Here is a 17,398-nt window from a genome sequence, read left to right as displayed (position 1 = left end):
CTTTGGTAAGCCGCTCGATTGGACAGGACACGAAGCTATCAAGCGCCGAGCGACCTTTGACCAACTCCAAGTCCAGCAATTAGAGCAGTTGATTGCTCAAGCCTTTATTGACGACGATCGACAAAACCTATGGATCGCCCCGCAAAATCTAGTTGCGTATGCACGATCTCCCACGTTAAAAGCATTGAACTGCTACTTCGAGGGCTATGTTGCCGCTCCAGTGTGGAAGCAAGCAGTTGCGATCTGTGGCATTCGGCTTGAAGGCAACATCTCCCGTGAGCTACGCCAAGCGTTCTATCAGTGGTTTGAACCTGCTGCGACGATCGAGCTTTCCACAGTTCAATTACGAGCAACATGGACGTGGGGTGTGCAAATCCTGAATTCAGAATCGCTCTAGTAAGCCGGCTGCGAACGAATCGATGCAATCACCGCCATATTACGTGCTAAACAACCTGATTACCTAATTTGCAGAAATGTTAGATCTAACGAAACCGATCAGCGCTTGCACTGCCCAAGAAATCGCGATCGCTCAACTGATTGACGCAGGTCCGGGACGCTTTGATGCGGCTCAAGTGTTGCATGACCTCGAAGTGCATCGCTCCTTGTGGCAATCGTTCCTCATGGGGCGACCGTTTCTGCGGGGCGACAGAGAAGGACTGCCCGCCTGCGGCTTACTGCGCCGCTACGAGACTTAGAACAACACTGGAACTTAGACACGCTGTACATCCTGGCACAATCCGAAGCGAGTGTTGTCCCACTGCTTCAGGTGGCAGATGCTTGGGGGTGCGAAGTGGGGCAATACACGTTGGAGCAAGCCGAACGATTGTTGGGGACAGGTCTCCCCGCTCCGATTGTCTGGGCATGGTGGGATTAAGTCACTCAGCTCCTTGCCCCGTTACGGTTGATCTGAACTCGGAAAAGTAATACAAATGTACGATACTCGCTTTATCCTTCTACGGTTATGACACTTTCTCTTGACCTTGAGGGCTACCAAGCCTTGCGCCACTCCCATCAAGCCCAAATCGAACCCCGTCTCGCTCAACTGAGTCAGAGCATCACTCAGCAACTCCAGGCATTAGATGCAGAAGAACGCGGTTTCATCGAGCAGTCTGCCGTGGTGATTGCACAATTGCAGTCCACCCTCGCTCCCGATCTTCGCTGTTTGTTGGGTGAAGTCGCCTTTGGCACCCAGATCGCGGACGGGTTCTCCTCTGGCTCGCGATTGTCAAGCGACAAACCAGAACTCAGTGCAAATCTCAATGCTTGGATCCTGCATGATTTACCGTTTCCCGTTGTGCTGATGGAACACCGAGTCGATGTGGATGACTGGGCATACAACGATGAAAGTTACTACACGGAGTACCGGTATGAGTTGGGTATCGGGATCGGGGGTTGGACGAAATCGATCGGAGCCGCGGTTGCTCCACAGTTGCGCTTTGCGCTAAACGCTCAACTCAGTCCAGGCGATCCGATGCACTATCGCCGGTGTGAATTCGAGCAGCAGCAGTATGAATTGGCATATCAATTGAAGCCGACGCAGCGTTGGAGTGAGCTACCCGCCTCTCAGTTTACCGAATTGGATTGGTCGATCGAGCAACAAGAGCAATTACGGCAAGAATTGAGTTGTGTATTGGCATTTGTCGGCGACCTACTGACGCTGCACCCCTTAGTCACGACATTCCGCTATCCGATGCGCCGCTCAATTCCTTGATTCAAGGATTAAAACATTACTACGATTTCTTCAATTCTGAGAGACTCAATGACCCAAATGGTGGAGTAAGCACATGAATGAACTGTGGATCAGTCTATCGAGCGATGGGGGAGTCACGACACGCACCGCGCTCGACGTGTTGTGGGCAGCAGGGATTCGGCAGGTAGAGTTAGCCATTGGAGTTAAACCCAGTGTAGATACGACTGCCGTGCTACAACACTATCGGCAACGGGGAATGCAGTATCGCGCTCATCATGCGATCGTCTGGCAGGAACATCGCTCGTTTAATCGGGCTGAGCAGTTTGATCGATCGTATTTCGATCCATTGACCGACTGGATGGCAGCGATGAATATCACAGCTTACTCGGTGCATCCCGGCAGCGTTAGCCTTCATCGCTCAGACACAGTTAATCAGTGGTTGGATCAGCTTGAACAGTTGGCGCAGTTATGTTGTGAGCACGTACCCGTGTGCCAAAGGCAACGTGGAATCCGGTTCGGTGTGGAAACAATGTATCCGTCCCTGTTCGCTCAGACCCGTTGCGAATTGCCGCGATCGCGGACTGAGATCGAGCAGTTTCTGACTGTTCTGCCTCAAGTCGAAATCGTTGTCGATATGGCGCATCTCAATCTGTGGCACGATTGCTCAACGGCAGAAAAGTTGCACTTGTTCCAAATTGCACAGAATCGCATTTTAGAGATTCACATCTCAGATAATGATGGACTGCGCGACACTCATACTGCGATTAATGAGAAAACTTGGTGGACCCCTCACGTCGCTAATTTTCCTTCAGATGTCCCGATCGTGCTGGAGAGTCGGATGAATCATCAGAGCAGTGAACAAGTTCACCAACGAGTTCAGCAAACCCAAGCCCTTTTTGATGGAGTGACCGTCCATGAACCAGAAACACACCGAGCGATTATTTGAGCGATTTGATCACCTCTATCGAGGGCGACATCTACCGCAGACTCAAAACTTGATGTGCTATGGCTTCTGTTGCGGAGATGGGTGGTTTGATCTCATTTGGCAGCTATCTGAGCAGATTGAAGCGTATTGCCAACAGCATTCTGAAGCCCAGAACTTGATGGTCGCCCAAGTCAAACAAAAGTTTGGCGAACTGCGCTTTTACACGCAGCCCAAGATTTGGGACGTGGAGTATCTGATCGAGGACGCTCGTGTGCGCTCACTCCAGACCTGCGAATTGACAGGTGCACCCGGCAACTTGTGTAAACTCCAGTCAGAAGTCGGTTTCTGCTGTTACCAAACGCTGAGCACTGAAAAAGCAGCAGAGCTAGGCTTTGTTCCCACACAAACGAGCATTCATCCGCACCTACCCCCGCGTTCTGAACCCAATCCTTCTTCTTGAGGCAATCATGCTCGAACTGAGACCGAATCAAATCTGCTTGAAGCTTAGTGCCGCGCATCTCGAACAGTGTCGCCAGTGGCAACAGCAAATTGAAACTGAGTGGCGGCAGGCTCAACAGCAACGACAAATAAGCCAATCTTCCGATGTTCCACCGCTCCCGATTCCCCGTCGGGGTGGAGCGATCGGAGGCGCATTCACCTACACGGTTCGCCTCACAACGGACGGGTATCACCTCACCGTAAAAGATGCCATTTCTCATGCCGAACGCGAGTGGATTACATCCGGTGTTTGTTCAGATTGGACGGTCTTCGCCACCCTACACGAGCGGGAATATCAGTTGCTCGTGCAGGAGTTCGATCGCATCGAGGGCGATTTGTTTGAGGATTGGGTACAGCGCCTCGTGTACCAGTTTTGCGATAACACACTCGGTCGCATCACTAGAGTGCTCGACTTGCACACGGGAACACAACTCGACCTCACCGATTATGAAGGCTGGTAACCGAAGTTCCATCTGAATTTGGTGTTTAAGTTTTATGCCCGAATTAGAACTACTTGACAGACTCAGCCCTATGCCGCTTTTCCTTGTAACTAGCTTGTATGACGAAGGCATCTCACCGAATCTCGTTCGTCTGGTGGAAGCAGACTCCGTACTCACGATCGCTGCCCATATGCTCCAAGAACCTGAGCAATGGGGCTACTTTCTCTACCGCTCCTTCAAGCAGGAGTTAGACATCGACACACTCACTCCCCAACAACTGGTAGAGCGCATTAATCGCACCTTTGTCGATGGTGATTCTACCGCTCAACTGCGGATCACACCGATCACCGCGCAACCGCTCGACGAGATCGGGACGATGCCATCATTCCAGCCCGGTGCTATGTTCTCTGACTTTGGCTAACTCATGCACAATGCCCTCTTAACCCTGATTCAGCAGCAGTTTGGACTTGAGATCCATACAACCGCGCTGCCGCTCGTGGAACCACAACCACTCTCGCTACCCGACTCGCGCTGGGAGATGGTCGCGTGGGGGGCTTCGCTGGTCAATCCGCACAGTAATGAGCGCACGAGGTCTGAATTCCTGGTGGCGCAACTGATGATCTCGCTTGCCTTAGAGCTGAATACAATGCTATTTTCCGGCTATCCGTTTGAGGTACAGCCAGAACTCGGATTAGTGGGAGAGTGCGACTATCTCATGACTCGTTCACCCAGAATGTCCGGTATTGATTCGCCGATCGCGCTCATCGTCGAAGTGAAGCGCCAGATTGAGCACTGTTTGCCGCACTGTCTCGTTGAACTCGTTGCAGCTCAACAGTTCAATCGTTCTGACGCTGTGATCTACGGTGTGTTAACCACCGGACTCCAGTGGAAGTTTCTCAAACTCGAAGGCAAGATTGTCACGATCGAAGAGACGGTGTATGACTTGGAGCCGTACCGCGAGACGGCGGCACGAATTGCAGGATTGATCACAGCAGAGCGCTCTACTCCAACTTGAAGCAAATCCGCTCAAGAAGGGACATGAATCCCCAAACCGCGCTGATGCAACATCATGCCCGCTGAAGTCTTAACATTCCTGTTTGATCTTTTTCTTTTCAGTCCCATTGCACTCAGTTTCTGAGGTTGCTATTGATGACCACTCATTCGTTGCTGACTTCTATTAGATATCAAACATCTGGGACTCTTACGCAGTTTTGGTGAAGTTGAGGATTTGAGCAAGTTGAATTCTAAGAAATGCGTTCCAAGGATTCGCGGTAGCTCCGCTTCCCGTAGGGTTCGCACCTATTTTCATCAAAACTGCGTAAGAGTCAAAATAGCGCGGGACGCGACATCACTCAATCAGCTAACTTGATGATCGATCCCATTATCCTGTCCTTCAATCCCTCAATTCCCCTCCATACACCACTTCTAGGCGATCAGATGAAACTCATCGTGGGAATGTCAGAAAAAGAAGCCTGGTTGGGTTAATCTAATGCCAGTTCCAGGGTGAGGGATGGTACATGGGTGAACAACAGCAACAACCCGATAAGTTAGAAGCTTCTCCAGTTCAAGTCGGGAGTGTGCGCGATCGCATCCAAAGAAATCTCGATCGCTTCAAGGATAGGCGCTGGGTGGATGCTGCCTTCTGGGGTGCAACCGCTGGAACTGTGCTAACGATTGCTGCGGTTATTTGGACTTGGACTGCACTTCAGATTAGCCCAACGGAAGAATCCAAGAAGCGGTTTGAGGCTTCCCTCAGCATCGTGACAACGGCAGCAACGATCGTTACAGGTGTGTTCCTTGTCCTCAACTACACTGCAACTCAAGAGAAGAACAAGATTGATACTGACTTTACTGAGAAGCGGCTGACGATGGAACGCTTCACCAAAGCTGTTGAGATGCTGGGGAATGAGGATAATATTCATGTACGCCTCGGTGGAATCTATGCGCTTGAAAGCATTGCCAATGACTCTGACCCGAAGGAGCCAGATGAGATTTACAGGCAGATCTTTGAAGTATTGACTGCTTTTGTGCGAGAGAACAGACCCTATCCACCTAAAGAAGAGAAACAGAAGGGTTCAAGCGAGCCAGTACAGCCCGCAGAGGAAATAGAAGAAGCTATAGTGGCAAAGGATAAGCCACAGCCGACTCCTCCATTACCAACTGACATTCAAGCAGTATTGATGGTAATAAAGAGGCGAAAACACAAGAATACGGATTGGGAGCATTTTAGATTTGATTTGAGAAAGTCAAATTTAAGCATGGCATTCCTAAAATATGCCAATCTCCAAAGGGTAGATTTTAGGTATGCCAATCTCCAGAAGGCAAACCTTACGGGTGCCAACCTTCAGAGAGCAGACCTTGAGGGTGCCAATCTCCAAAGGGCAAATTTTAGGCATGCCAATCTCCAGGAGATAGAGCTTATGGGTGCCAATCTTCAGGAGGCAGAGCTTGAGGATGCCAATTTTCAGAGGGCGGTGTTTTGGAACCCATACATCGAGGAATTTGACTTACCTCAAGCCAAAGCAGAGGCTAAAGCAATGCTCACCTCTGCTAGGGACTGGCAGAAAGCAAAGTATGATTTCGACATCCGCGAGTGGCTAGGACTTCCCCCAGAACCCTCAAACTCTGACCAACTTGATACAGAAACAGATTGAACCCTGTTTAACTTCAATAATTCGTGTCCTAGCAACCCCTACCGGGGTCAGGTTTTGGCACAGTAGGTGTCACGTCTCTCGCTTTTCGGACTCTTACGCACTTTTGGTGAAAAAGGCACAATTGCCTAAATAAGCAATATAAGCTCAAGGGTTTGGAAGACTTCCTAGTCTAAAATCACCAAAAGTGCGTAAGAGTCAGCTGGGAATGACACTTTGACAGGCGAGAATGGCAACGATCTACTGTCGGGGGGACTTGGCTCTGATCGATTTGTGTTCGATAGTGGGGTTGCTTTCGCTGCTGCGATCGGCGTAAATCGAATCACTGATTTTGTTTCAAGTGTTGATCGAATCGTCTTAGACAAAACTACTTTTACAGCTCTAACCACAAACAGTGCAATCAGCGCTAGCGAGTTTGCAGTCATTAACAGTGCTGCAAACGGTGAGTCTTTGGCAGTATCTAACATCGCTCGAATTGTGTTTAATTCAGCAACAGGAGATTTATTCTACAACCAAAATGGGTCTACATCTGGGCTAGGTTCTGGAGGAAGGTTTGCTGTGAAATGAACTCTCCTATTTAAACCTTTGCATCAACTCGTAGGAGAAGTATTTTGCTCTGATAATAAGTTCGAGTGGTTGAGGATGCAAACCGACCATTTTTGCGCTGAGAGAGCGATGTCTTGGCGATGATCAAGATTTAACTGGATTAGAGATGGCTGCCAATCTTCTAATTTCTCTCTAAGCTCAAGCAGCTCATTGTGGATGTGCACATCGGGGTTCACAATGAGCCATTCAGCGAGATGCCGTCCCTCCCGCACTGTTTCTAGAATTTCATCTGGAAGCAGGTTTCGCTGAATTTGAGAGCGAATTCTTGTGAGCGTACTTGCTAAGTGTCCTAACTGATGCTGCACATCAAACTTCAGGTACCGTTCTTGTATTTTAGCCCAATCTCACATCGTTCATACCCCTCCTAAAGTTCTTTCAACAACTTCAGCGATCTCATCTGTTATTATGACTCAGTATTGCTCCAAGAGCTTACCTTGCGGGAGCAGCACTATCGTACTAAAACTTGGCAGCTCTTGAGACGGACATTCCAGTCTTAAGCAAACTGGGCTGTGAGTTCTTCACGCGCCGCACGATCCTCATAAATTGTGACGGCAACAATCGGAACAATGCTAGGTAGCTGTAAGCTATCACTGTCTGTCAACTGTTCTCTAACACTGGAACATTAGGCTAAGCCAACAATTCTAGCGATAATATCAATCACCCGACCGATCGCGCTCAGAATGTTGACTGTGTTATTCAAAGCAGAAATCTCCTCGCTCAACTTCTCGATCGCTTCCTTTAGCTGCGGATTCAAACTTTCAAGCTGACTAGCAATCTTACCGATATCAGCGCCCCGTAGTTTGAGTTCGGCAATATACAGCGTCTTACGTTCGCTCAGAAATTCATCGAATTTCTCTCTCGTAATCCGCTTTGCATCCAGGTCATCCTTAAACTTGTTGTAGACCTCAAAATCGAGCGCTCTTTCGATCTCTCCGAGCGCCGCAAGGCGAGCTTGACGTATTTCATCAGCAGATTCGAGGCGCTCAATCAGCAAAGTAGATCCGGCTCTCTGGGTGGTTCCCATTCTTATTTCTCCTTCAGCGTTTCAATGACAGATAGTAGATTTTCAACGTCAGCTAGCAAATTATTAATGCGTCCTTGACTGGAGCGCCCCTCAACAAAGTCTTGAAAGATGCCGCGAAATTCAGCGATCGCAGAACTAGCATTCTCTAATTCTTCTGCGGTTACTTGTAGCTTGACGGTATCTTTGCGAGTCGCAATCCACGACTCCTCAGAAGTAAGTGGGTCTGTTTGTGCATAAGGTTCGATCACGAGTCGTTGCTCTCGAAATCCCTTGATCCGAGTCAACATCCTCTTAAGCTGACTTCCCAAAACGCTGAGCAACTCTTCTTGGGTTTGCAGTTCTCGTAAGAGCGTTGGACCGCGAACCTCTAGCTCCTGACGCAGAGCGCCGCGAATGCGAGAACTAATTAGCAATTTAGTTACGCCTTGAGCAAGGCGGCTTTGTCGCTCACTGAGCAATGGGCTGCCGCGAAGTTCTTCGCCCAACTTATTGAGGTTGGTTGCGATCGTACCAACTTCGGCACTGGCTTTATCTGGCGCATTCGAGCCTGCCAGGTCTTGAAGAAGACTAAAGTAGCGCACAACCAAACGATTATGTTCTTTGATTCGTGCGATCGCATCTAGAATTATTCGCTCTTCTTTGGCAATATTGAGATAGTCTTGGCGAGTCTGAGGCTTATCGCGATCAAACGATAACAGTGCTTCAGAAGATTCTGTGATTTGAGTGTCTGCGGTAAAGTCAAGCAGGGTATCAAGTGCTTCCGCATAGGTTTTTCCCGCTTGCGAAAGCTTGACATACTCATCGGACGATCGACATCCACCTGCTGTGGTCGTAACCAAAAGCAGAACTGCGATCGCCAGATGACGAGAAAGTTTGCTTTTCGTAAGTTTGTCGCCCCGCTTCGCAGCAGAAAAACGGGGCAACAGCAATGACTGGCTCATAGGTCGGGGGTCGCAACAAGATTGCGTAGAAAACTTGGAGTAAGAAATTACAGGTATCAACTAGACACGTTGATACTCACAAGAACGATTTAGATGTAGCCTAAAAGTGCTGACATGGGAGCTTTCGGGCAAATTCAGCGCGTTGTTGTGAATGTTAGCATTGACACTCACAACACCAAGGTTCCGAGCGAACTTTCTTAACATTATTTTTTTAAGGAAGTAGAACACCCTGTTGTGTCTGGACGCTCGGAGTTCGACTGCTTCAAACGAAGCGAATAAACAGATTCCTAGGCAAGAAATTACTGCACCTTGACTGTGAGATTGAGATTGCCGCCAGAGATGCCTGCATTCGCACCTCCAACACGAGCGTTAATCAAACGAATTGCTTCATCCCGACTGATGCCCAAAGCTTGAGCAGCCTGATCGCTTCCGGCAGAGACAAGAAGTTGTTGAACATTCATACCGTTGATACGCTGCAAGTTTTGATTCACCTGCTTGTTGACGGTACCATTAACGCCTACTCTTGAAATCACCGCATTGAGGATGTCACCGTACCATTTGTTCGCGCCCCGAATGTTCGTTTTCCCCGCTTGTGCGACGAGGACTCCATTGTTGACGCGAACATTAAAGCCCTGACTGAACGATCCGCTGATCGAAGTCCAAGACGTATATCTCTTTCTGCCAAACACTGATCCCAGATATTCACGGGCTTGAAACTGCCAGTTGCCATTCACCGTAAAACCGCCATCGGCGAAGGAAACTCTCATACTGCTGACATCCATGCGCTGAAAGTCAGTGTCTTTGTACCGCCCTTCGTTGGCTCGCAGAATGTCATTGAACGGACCTTCGAGTAGAGAAACCGGAATCGCAACCTGCAATACTCCGTTGCTGAATGAAGCTTTGGGTTGAAAGTTGGGCAGATTGAGCGCAATCCGTTCAGAAGATGGAATTGATTGGTTGCTCTTCTCAAGGGTTTGACTCAGAGCAGGGAGAGTGCTGAGAGCTGTGAGCGTCAGCAGAGTTGAGGTGAGCAGTAAACTTAGTTTTCGCAGAGCCATTCGTCTTTCTCCTTCAGAAATTAGAGCTGAATGGTTCTATCTAATGACTCGCCTGACCGAGTTCGAGTCTGAGAATGACTGACTTTGGCTTTTGTTTCTGAATTTGATTTCGGTAAAATCTTAATGAGTCAGCAGAATCAACAATGGCAAGGTCACTTCGAGTTCGACAGGCGTGCATCGGAACGGTTAAATTAGCGGTCAAGCGGAATGGGTTTCTGAATCAGCGAGCCTTGGCTGAAGATATTGGACTCGCACGATCGACGGTGAGCAATTTCTTAACCGGAAAGTCCGTTGATCGCGTCGTGTTTGAAGAAATCTGCGATCGCTTATCGCTCAATTGAGAGATTGCTGAATTCAAGGAGAGCGGAACCTCGATTAAGTCACAAGTCGATTGGGGTGATGCACCAGATCTTGCTCAGTTCTACGGTCGAAGCGAAGAATTAGCTGCACATAAGGAGTGGATCGTTCGGGAGCAGTGCCGTCTGGTTGCGATTTTAGGAATCGGCGGTGTTGGGAACACGGTTTTATCGGTCAAACTTTTAGAACAGATTCGCGATCGCTTTGACTTTGTGATTCGGCAAAGTTTACGCAATGCTCCGTTGATCAATCAATTGCTATGCGGTCTCATTTGCTGTGTCCCTTGAATCAGAGGGCTTCGTTGTGTGATGCCAACTCGCCCTAAAGAACAAGTGCCTTCTATGATGCTTCTGTTCGTTGGCTCACAGGTTTGCCTCCAACTTCCGCAACTGCATTTCCTCACGGGTTTTCCTTTCTCTTGGCTAGTGGTCATCACTCGGCTCCTATCACTTTCGAGCATTTGGACGCTGGTTCCACTACAGAGGACTTTCACCTCATAAGCTCACACCCAGGGCGTACACAAGGGTGAACTTCCAGCTTTCCTACAATTCTTAGAGCGCTGACCGCACATTCTGTTCAAGTTCACTTTTGAAAGTCAGTCATTCTCAGTCTTCAACTCAGTTAATCACCCAGTTTGATAGAGATGTTCCAAAGTTCTACGGGGAAAAACTGATGAATTGGAAAGCTGGACAAGACTGTTTATCTCTGATTAAACGCTCAGAAGGGCTACATCGTCAGCGCCCAGACGGTAAGATTGAAGCCTATGCCGATCCCGTTGGGATTTGGACAATTGGCTACGGCTCAATCGAACACATCGATGACAAGCGAGCGGTACAAGCAGGCGACGTGATTACGGTGTCGGATGCTGAACGCTGGTTACAGGTAGAAGTCGATGAGAAAGCAGCGGCAGTCAATGCGCTCTGTACGGTCGAATTGACTCAGAGTATGTTTGATGCGCTAGTTTCATTTGCCTTCAACATTGGCACTGAAGCAGATGGCTTCAAGGGTTCAACGCTGCTGAAGAAACTAAATCGCAAAGACTATGAAGGGGCTGCAAGAGAGTTCGATCGCTGGATTCACGGTGGCGGTCAAGTTCTGCCGGGGCTAGTGATTCGACGGAATCGAGAAGAAGCATTGTTTAGCCGTGATGGGTTTCCAGGGAATGATGTCCCGATACCGGATCTGTCATTCCCAGATTCACCTTGGCAAGAACCGAAACTTCCCTTACAAATTCATCGCACCCTGGTTGTCGGAAATACGGGTCAGGATTGCTTCTTGTTAAACTGTGCCCTAGCTAAGTTGGGGTATCTCGCGGATGGCATTCAACCAGGTAAATACACCGTTGTGACTCAAGGGGCTGTGGAATGGTTTCAAGGAGATTACGATCTCAAGATTGATGGCAAGTTCGGTTCTAGAACAAAAGCAGCCTTAACCACTGCATTAACGAACGTCGCGCGGCGAGTTCCACCTCCGATGTTGGAGCGCGTTTACTGTCGCTTAACTCGAACTGGAACAACGACTTACGCAGAACTTGAGAAGTTGCTGCTGGAGTTTATTGATCCCAAAGGGCGAGTATTAGCAAAGCTGGATGTGATTTCAGGTGCACCTGGAGCGCAGGAATTTAGAGTGCCTGATGATTCCCTGAGTTTTCCTGGAAATCTAGAGCCAATCCCGCAGGCTCGTTATACGATCGGGGATATTGATTTTGCGGGCGGTAGAGATAACTACACTGTTGCTCATGCTCATCCAACCAATGGAATTGGTCCGGTTTGGGTTCCTTTGATCAAAACTCAACTCGACGATCGCGATAAGTTCGGATTTCATATGGACTGGAATCGCAGTGGTTCTCCGGGCAGTGCGGGTTGTGTTTGTGTTGGAACAGAAGCAGAACTGAGGGAGTTAGTTGCGTTGCTGCGTCGCTATGATCCGCGTGATCTATTTGTAGATTGGGGAATTCGGTAGCAATGTCTTCACAGCTTCGAGGGTAGATATGCGCTCGAAGCTGTCGCGATCACATGGCTCCGAGTTCCCGTAGCATTGCTTCTTGAGCAGAGGTCAAACCCGTTACCTTATCAATTTGCATTCCTGCATAGGGATATTTAGGCTTGAGGATCGCTAGACAATCCCCAGTTTGAGCATCCCAAATCCGGATAGATTCATCTTCACTAACACTGATCAGGGTTTGACTGTTGGGAATTGCTACAACTGACCAAACCCAGTTCGTGTGCCCTGTTAGCGTATTCAAACACGCTCCGGTTTGAGCATCCCAGAGTTTGATTGAATGATCAGCACTGGTGCTGGCAATCCTTTGATCGGCTGAGAAAAAGGTTGCTCCCATCACCCAGTTCTGATGTCCTGTTAACGTTTGAAGACATACTTTTGTGTGAATGTCCCAAATCTTTAGAGTTTGATCATGGCTGGTGCTCAGTAATTGATCGCCCGTTTGACTAAAACGAATCGTGCCCACCCGATCTGGATGCCCAGATAATACGGCTTCACAGGTTCGATGAGCTACATTCCAAAGCTTGATCACGCCATCATCGCTGCCACTTGCGAGTAGTTCACCGCTCGGATGAAACGCAATCGTGGAAACGCGATCGCAATGTCCTTCTAAGGTTGCTAAACACATCCCGTCTTGGAGTCGCCAGAGTTTGATTGTTTGGTCAAAGCTACTACTGGCGAGAATGTTTCCATCTGGACTAAAGGCAAGTCCCCAAACCGCATCCGTGTGCCCATTCAGCGTTGCGATACATCTCTCCTGCTGCCAATCCCAAATTTTGATCGTGGTATCTTGCCCCCCACTTGCAAGCCAAGCGCGATCGGGATGAAATGCTAATGCTAGAACCCCGATCGCGTGTGCGGTGAGTTCCCTTTCGCACTCACCTTGACTGTTCCAAATATAGATTTTTGTATTTTTATGCCCAGTTGCAAAGACTTGTCCATCAGTGCTGGCTGCTAGGGGTCTTGCCCAGTTTGAGTAGCCTGTGATGGTATTTAAGCGGCGACCCGTTTCCGCATCCCAAAGGACGATCGCTTGATCTTCACCCCCAGTTGCGATCGTCTGACCGTCTGGACTGAATACGGCTCTCCAGACTTGCATGGTGTGTCCTGCTAATGATTGTAAGCAGTTGCCTGCGATCGCGTCCCAAATTTTAGCGGTGCAGTCAGCGCCGCAGCTTACGACGAATTGACTATCTGAACTCCAGGATGCTGCCCAAACCCAGCCTGTGTGACCTTGCAGCACTTGAACACACTGCCAATCTGCGACTCGCCAAATTCGGATTGTGCGATCGCTACTGGGACTGGCTAACCACTGACCATCTGGACTAAATTCGAGCTTCGCAATCCAACCTGTGTGATCCATCAAGGTTTGTAAGCAAGCTCCTGATGTGACCTGCCAAATTCGGATGGTCTGATCAAAGCTTCCGCTGGCTAAGAATTTGCCACAAGGACTGAAGCTTGCTGCTAGGACTCCCGCTAAATGTCCTTCTAAGCATTGGAGACAAGCTCCAGTCTTAACGTTCCATAATCGAATCGAGTGATCATTACTGGCACTGGCGATCGTTTGCCCATCTGGGCTAAAGGCAACACTATAAACCCCATCGCGATGTCCAGTGAGAACGCTTTGACAAGTTCCGTTTGATAAGTCCCAGATTCTGATGGTTCCATCATCACTTGCGCTTGCTAATTGTTCGCTGGTGGGGTCAAAAGCAATATAACGAATCCAATTTGTATGCCCTTGTAGGGTGAACATTCTATGTTTGTTAGCAGCCTGCCAGACTTGGATTTCACAATTTGTACTGCTGGTGGCAAAGTGTTTACCGTCAGGACTAAACTGGACTGCTAGAATACCACCAAAGGTTTGCGTGAAGGATGAATAGAGAAATTCTGAACCTGAAAAGTTCACGTGATGCAGCTCCAGATCCTGTAGAAAAGCTTGACGGATGACTAAACTAGAGAAGTCATAGTTTGTCAGGTTCAGCTTGAACACGCGGTAGAGATTGAGTAAGTTACCTGCTGTATAGCCTAATCTTAATTCAGGGCTGTTTTGAATTGCATTGAATAAAGCATCTAATTGTTGTCGCAAAGAGGCTTCTGTTCTGAAATATTGTTGGCTCTCTCTGACTAAGGGTTCAAGAATGAGGCGAGTTTGTGCTTCCCGAATAAAGTCTTTGGCTTGAGCTTTGATTAGAGAGACTGAATTTAGAAGTTGAATCTGACCTGTTTTAATTTCATAGAATGTTTGTTCTAGCAGTCGATTCGTCATGTATTCCATCACGACAGGTTGTTGGGTAAAGCTACTCGACTGGGCAGTGTGTTTTTCAATCAGCGATCGACGATGCAGAGAATCCAGTGAGTCAATCAGGGTCCTGGTTGAAACAGGGGGAAAGAGATTTTCGCGCAGATCGCTGAAGCTTGCCCAATCTCGTTCGATTGCTAACCAGTACATGATTTGTTGTTCTACTGTTGTTAGTCGATCGAACTGCTCATTCAACAGTCGCCAAATGTCTCCAAAGAACAGCACTTCTTGTTTGAGGAATTCAGCAACGTTGCCATCAAAAAACTCTTGTAGCGTTGTGGCAACAATGTTTAATGCTAGTGGATTGCCGCCATATTGCTGAACTAAGCCTTCTAGCTCTGAAATTGGTCCAGCGTATCCCTTGCCCTCAAAAACTTTGATTCCTTCTACTCCTGTTAAACCGTTGAGTCGGAGCGATCTTACAGAAGAGTGGGGAGCTTCGATCGCAGCGAGTTCAATGGGCTTTTCTCGACTGGTAAGGATAATACAGCTTTGATGTTGAGCTTCACCAATACAGTTAAGCAGCGATCGATAGTTTTCATAACCGCTTCTATAGATGCCTGCTTGAACTCCTCCTTGGAGTAAAGTTTCGTAGTTATCTAGAACAATCAAACATCGTTGCTGAAGACAGTCTAGAAACTTGGACATCTTTTCGCCTGGTGTCTTTAGCAAGCTTGCGTTCGGATCAAGAAATTGAATCAACTCTGTGAGTAGCGTATCTAAATCTGGGGCATTTTGTAACGATCGCCAAATCACATAATCGAAGCTACTTTCAATCTGATGGGTGAGTTTGACTGATAGTGCGGTTTTTCCAATTCCGCCAGCACCGAAGATCCCGACTAGCTTACACTGCTGCTGAAGAATCCATGACTCCAATGTTGCAAGTTCGTGATCTCGACCGAAAAAACTAGAGCTATCTGGCGCACTGCTCAAATCTCTCGATCGTTTCGTCCTGCTGCTCACAATCGCTGCAAAATCTGTTTCGATGATGTCTTGAGGCGCGATCGACAATCTGAGACAGATTTCTTCAAACACAGCGCGATCGACGGGTTTTCCCGTGAGGAAATTCACGACGGTAGAACGAGCCAAGCCCAGATCCTCGGCGAGGGCTTGTTGGCTCAGAAAGCCATTCCGTCTCACCGACAGCTTAACCAGTCCAATGCAATCTTGGCGAACTTTTAACGATCGTGGCATATGAGTTTCGAGAAGCTAAGTCAAATTGTAGAGGAAATTGCTCAAGAATTAGCTTAACTCGGTCATTCTCAGGCACGAACTCAGTGAGCAATCCAATTTAATGAGATTATCGCTCACCAAGCGATGAAAACCTTTCTCATCGGGAGAACAAACGGTATGAAACGCCTCTTTGCACTGATGTCTGCTGCGCTGGTTTTTAGCACTTCTGCCACGCTGGTTGCGGGATCGATTGTCATCAATGGGCAACCTGCACAAGCTTATCCTGCTCGTCACCTCGGTGAGTAGTTCGAGCATCTGCGTAAGGTGTTTGTGAGTGCCACTCAGCTTCATAAACACCGATTCACTTCCTCGATGTTGCACTAAATTGCGAGAGTCAAAATGAATTCACTTCTTAACGTTCGCTTACTTCTCGTTACGGCTACGCTCATCTCTGCGGCGGCTACACCTGCATCTGCAATCACTCGAATCGGCAATGCTGAAGCGCCGCAAATCAAGGCTTGTGTTTGTCGAGGCAAAGTGATTCCGCCTCGGCTCTGTCCGCTGATTCACTGTACTGATGATGCGACACTTGGCGCTGCCGCTGAGCAGCCTTCTAATCTTTTGATGGCGCGGGACTGGTTCGGTTGGGAAAGAACGCCCAAATCGAAGCGCACTCCTGTCTAGTTGGTCTTTTGAGGGGCGATCGCCCCTCAGTTTCTAATCCTTTGGAGAATTGATCATGTCACAGATCGATGCGGCTACTTTTCTCAATCCTCAAAGCAATCAGAAAGAGATTTTATTGGCAGACTTGCAAGCTGCAAAATGGATTGAGAAGATCCAGGTAATGACTGATTTAGAAAAGCTCGCTGAGCATTTCATCTTCTATCACCATCATTTGACTCAATCGATCATGGGGACAACCGTGAGCCGCTTGGAGCAGGTGGATAGACAGCGCTTAGGTGAGATTATCCAGAGATGGGCAACGCTCTACTCAGTCGCACTCGATCAACTCAAAATCCATTTTCCGGCGCATTCTGCCCCTGATCTCATGATCAACGGCAAGAACTGGACAGAAACGATTCAGATTAATGGAATCGGACTGATGCGGTTAGCGAATGAATCGAGATATGCAGAGTACTGGGCAGAGAAATCCTTGTCGGATTCTGCAATCTACGACTCTTACAGCGAACGGCTAGACTTTCTGACTACAGAAGCCCATTGGCAGCTTAGCCAGCTTAAATTAACAGAGTCACTCGCCCTTTTCGATGCTGCAAATCTCGGTGTGACAACCTATGACATTGCCAGAGCAATCTATGACGCTCCAGATTCCGACTTTGTGGAACAGTTTCAATCTTTAGGGTGGCAAGTTCATCGCTTTGAGCCAGAAGCGAATCACGTTTGCTTGCTGCTGTATGAAGTCTTGCGGTCATTTAGCGATCGCTAATCCAACTCAGTCATTTTCAGTCTTCAACTCAGTCATGCCTCAGCTTTGATTAGAGCATACAGGCAGTTCAGTCAGGAGAACAACCATGATGCAGATTACGAACAAGCTCGATCGCTTCTCTCGCTTTTTGACTGCGATCGTCAATTTCCAACCGAAGCTAACTCACCTAACTAGAGAGAATTTACAGTCTAGCCCAGAGAATGCGGCTCATTCTCAATCTGTTGAATCGATTCGCGACGTTCAAGCTGCATATCTAAGTCGAGGATGGATTCGATAGACAAGCGATGACAA

At 48.3% G+C, this 17,398-nt stretch carries 21 protein-coding genes and 1 pseudogene; 17 read left to right on the top strand and 5 right to left on the bottom strand.

Features of this window, described 5'->3' with window-relative positions; genetic code table 11:
* From ACQ4M5_RS32360 to ACQ4M5_RS32310, 11 genes and pseudogenes are all read left to right on the top strand, one after another.
* Positions 1 to 397 (top strand): hypothetical protein (locus ACQ4M5_RS32360; RefSeq protein WP_430679929.1); only part of this gene is annotated, 397 nt, incomplete at its 5' end.
* Positions 398 to 473: 76 nt separating this feature from the next.
* Positions 474 to 695: a hypothetical protein gene (locus ACQ4M5_RS32355; protein WP_430679928.1), complete on the top strand. Its 222-nt coding sequence runs from the start codon at positions 474 to 476 to the stop codon at positions 693 to 695.
* Positions 605 to 874, top strand: a complete 270-nt coding sequence (locus ACQ4M5_RS32350; protein ID WP_430679927.1) for a hypothetical protein — start codon at positions 605 to 607, stop codon at positions 872 to 874. Before ACQ4M5_RS32355 ends, ACQ4M5_RS32350 begins: the two co-directional genes overlap by 91 nt.
* A gap of 87 nt (positions 875 to 961) precedes the next feature.
* The gene (locus tag ACQ4M5_RS32345) at positions 962 to 1,711 is read left to right on the top strand and encodes a hypothetical protein (RefSeq protein WP_430679926.1); all 750 of its coding nucleotides are present in this window, start codon (positions 962 to 964) and stop codon (positions 1,709 to 1,711) included.
* Positions 1,712 to 1,784: 73 nt separating this feature from the next.
* Entirely contained in the window at positions 1,785 to 2,636 is an 852-nt protein-coding gene (locus ACQ4M5_RS32340) for a sugar phosphate isomerase/epimerase family protein (protein WP_430679925.1), read from the top strand.
* Positions 2,605 to 3,075 (top strand): hypothetical protein, encoded by a 471-nt coding sequence (locus ACQ4M5_RS32335; RefSeq protein WP_430679924.1) that lies wholly within the window; start codon positions 2,605 to 2,607, stop codon positions 3,073 to 3,075. Before ACQ4M5_RS32340 ends, ACQ4M5_RS32335 begins: the two co-directional genes overlap by 32 nt.
* A 7-nt stretch (positions 3,076 to 3,082) precedes the next feature.
* Entirely contained in the window at positions 3,083 to 3,574 is a 492-nt protein-coding gene (locus ACQ4M5_RS32330; protein WP_430679923.1) for a hypothetical protein, read from the top strand.
* Positions 3,575 to 3,644: 70 nt separating this feature from the next.
* Positions 3,645 to 3,974, top strand: a complete 330-nt coding sequence (locus ACQ4M5_RS32325; protein WP_430679922.1) for a hypothetical protein — start codon at positions 3,645 to 3,647, stop codon at positions 3,972 to 3,974.
* Between the two features lie 3 nt (positions 3,975 to 3,977).
* A complete protein-coding gene (locus tag ACQ4M5_RS32320) occupies positions 3,978 to 4,568 on the top strand; it encodes a hypothetical protein (RefSeq protein ID WP_430679921.1) in 591 nt (196 codons plus the stop codon).
* 502 nt (positions 4,569 to 5,070) lie between these two features.
* A complete protein-coding gene (locus ACQ4M5_RS32315; protein ID WP_430679920.1) occupies positions 5,071 to 6,207 on the top strand; it encodes a pentapeptide repeat-containing protein in 1,137 nt (378 codons plus the stop codon).
* Positions 6,208 to 6,411: 204 nt separating this feature from the next.
* Positions 6,412 to 6,771, top strand: a pseudogene (locus ACQ4M5_RS32310) (calcium-binding protein); the annotation flags it as partial.
* Between the two features lie 23 nt (positions 6,772 to 6,794).
* Here ACQ4M5_RS32310 and ACQ4M5_RS32305 read toward each other — a convergent pair.
* The 4 genes from ACQ4M5_RS32305 to ACQ4M5_RS32290 form a co-directional block, all read right to left on the bottom strand.
* A complete protein-coding gene (locus ACQ4M5_RS32305; protein WP_430679919.1) occupies positions 6,795 to 7,115 on the bottom strand; it encodes a hypothetical protein in 321 nt (106 codons plus the stop codon).
* 317 nt (positions 7,116 to 7,432) lie between these two features.
* Positions 7,433 to 7,834: a hypothetical protein gene (locus tag ACQ4M5_RS32300; protein ID WP_430679918.1), complete on the bottom strand. Its 402-nt coding sequence runs from the start codon at positions 7,832 to 7,834 to the stop codon at positions 7,433 to 7,435.
* 2 nt (positions 7,835 to 7,836) lie between these two features.
* Positions 7,837 to 8,775 (bottom strand): hypothetical protein, encoded by a 939-nt coding sequence (locus ACQ4M5_RS32295; RefSeq protein ID WP_430679917.1) that lies wholly within the window; start codon positions 8,773 to 8,775, stop codon positions 7,837 to 7,839.
* A gap of 299 nt (positions 8,776 to 9,074) precedes the next feature.
* Positions 9,075 to 9,833 (bottom strand): hypothetical protein, encoded by a 759-nt coding sequence (locus ACQ4M5_RS32290; protein ID WP_430679916.1) that lies wholly within the window; start codon positions 9,831 to 9,833, stop codon positions 9,075 to 9,077.
* 143 nt (positions 9,834 to 9,976) lie between these two features.
* Between ACQ4M5_RS32290 and ACQ4M5_RS32285 the strand changes: the two genes are divergently transcribed.
* Entirely contained in the window at positions 9,977 to 10,174 is a 198-nt protein-coding gene (locus tag ACQ4M5_RS32285; RefSeq protein WP_430679915.1) for a helix-turn-helix domain-containing protein, read from the top strand.
* 688 nt (positions 10,175 to 10,862) lie between these two features.
* Complete coding sequence (locus tag ACQ4M5_RS32280; protein WP_430679914.1) at positions 10,863 to 12,152, top strand: glycoside hydrolase family protein; 1,290 nt, start codon at positions 10,863 to 10,865, stop codon at positions 12,150 to 12,152.
* A 49-nt stretch (positions 12,153 to 12,201) separates the two neighbouring features.
* Here the strand turns inward: ACQ4M5_RS32280 and ACQ4M5_RS32275 are convergent, their stop codons facing one another.
* Positions 12,202 to 15,684, bottom strand: a complete 3,483-nt coding sequence (locus ACQ4M5_RS32275) for an NB-ARC domain-containing protein (RefSeq protein ID WP_430679913.1) — start codon at positions 15,682 to 15,684, stop codon at positions 12,202 to 12,204.
* Positions 15,685 to 15,840: 156 nt separating this feature from the next.
* On the opposite strand from ACQ4M5_RS32275, the gene ACQ4M5_RS32270 reads away from it, so the two are divergent.
* The 4 genes from ACQ4M5_RS32270 (at position 15,841) to ACQ4M5_RS32255 (ending at position 17,384) form a co-directional block, all read left to right on the top strand.
* Complete coding sequence (locus ACQ4M5_RS32270) at positions 15,841 to 15,969, top strand: hypothetical protein (protein ID WP_430679912.1); 129 nt, start codon at positions 15,841 to 15,843, stop codon at positions 15,967 to 15,969.
* A 93-nt stretch (positions 15,970 to 16,062) separates the two neighbouring features.
* On the top strand, positions 16,063 to 16,347 hold the full coding sequence (locus ACQ4M5_RS32265) for a hypothetical protein (RefSeq protein ID WP_430679911.1): 285 nt from the start codon (positions 16,063 to 16,065) through the stop codon (positions 16,345 to 16,347).
* A gap of 55 nt (positions 16,348 to 16,402) precedes the next feature.
* Positions 16,403 to 17,107, top strand: a complete 705-nt coding sequence (locus ACQ4M5_RS32260) for a hypothetical protein (protein ID WP_430679910.1) — start codon at positions 16,403 to 16,405, stop codon at positions 17,105 to 17,107.
* Positions 17,108 to 17,192: 85 nt separating this feature from the next.
* The gene (locus tag ACQ4M5_RS32255) at positions 17,193 to 17,384 is read left to right on the top strand and encodes a hypothetical protein (RefSeq protein ID WP_430679909.1); all 192 of its coding nucleotides are present in this window, start codon (positions 17,193 to 17,195) and stop codon (positions 17,382 to 17,384) included.
* The last annotated feature ends 14 nt before the right edge of the window (positions 17,385 to 17,398 follow it).

Source organism: Leptolyngbya sp. AN10 (assembly GCF_050565645.1).
Classification (GTDB): domain Bacteria; phylum Cyanobacteriota; class Cyanobacteriia; order Leptolyngbyales; family Leptolyngbyaceae; genus Leptolyngbya.
The sequence above is the reverse complement of the archived record's forward strand: the minus strand, read 5'-3'. Positions and strand labels throughout refer to the sequence as shown.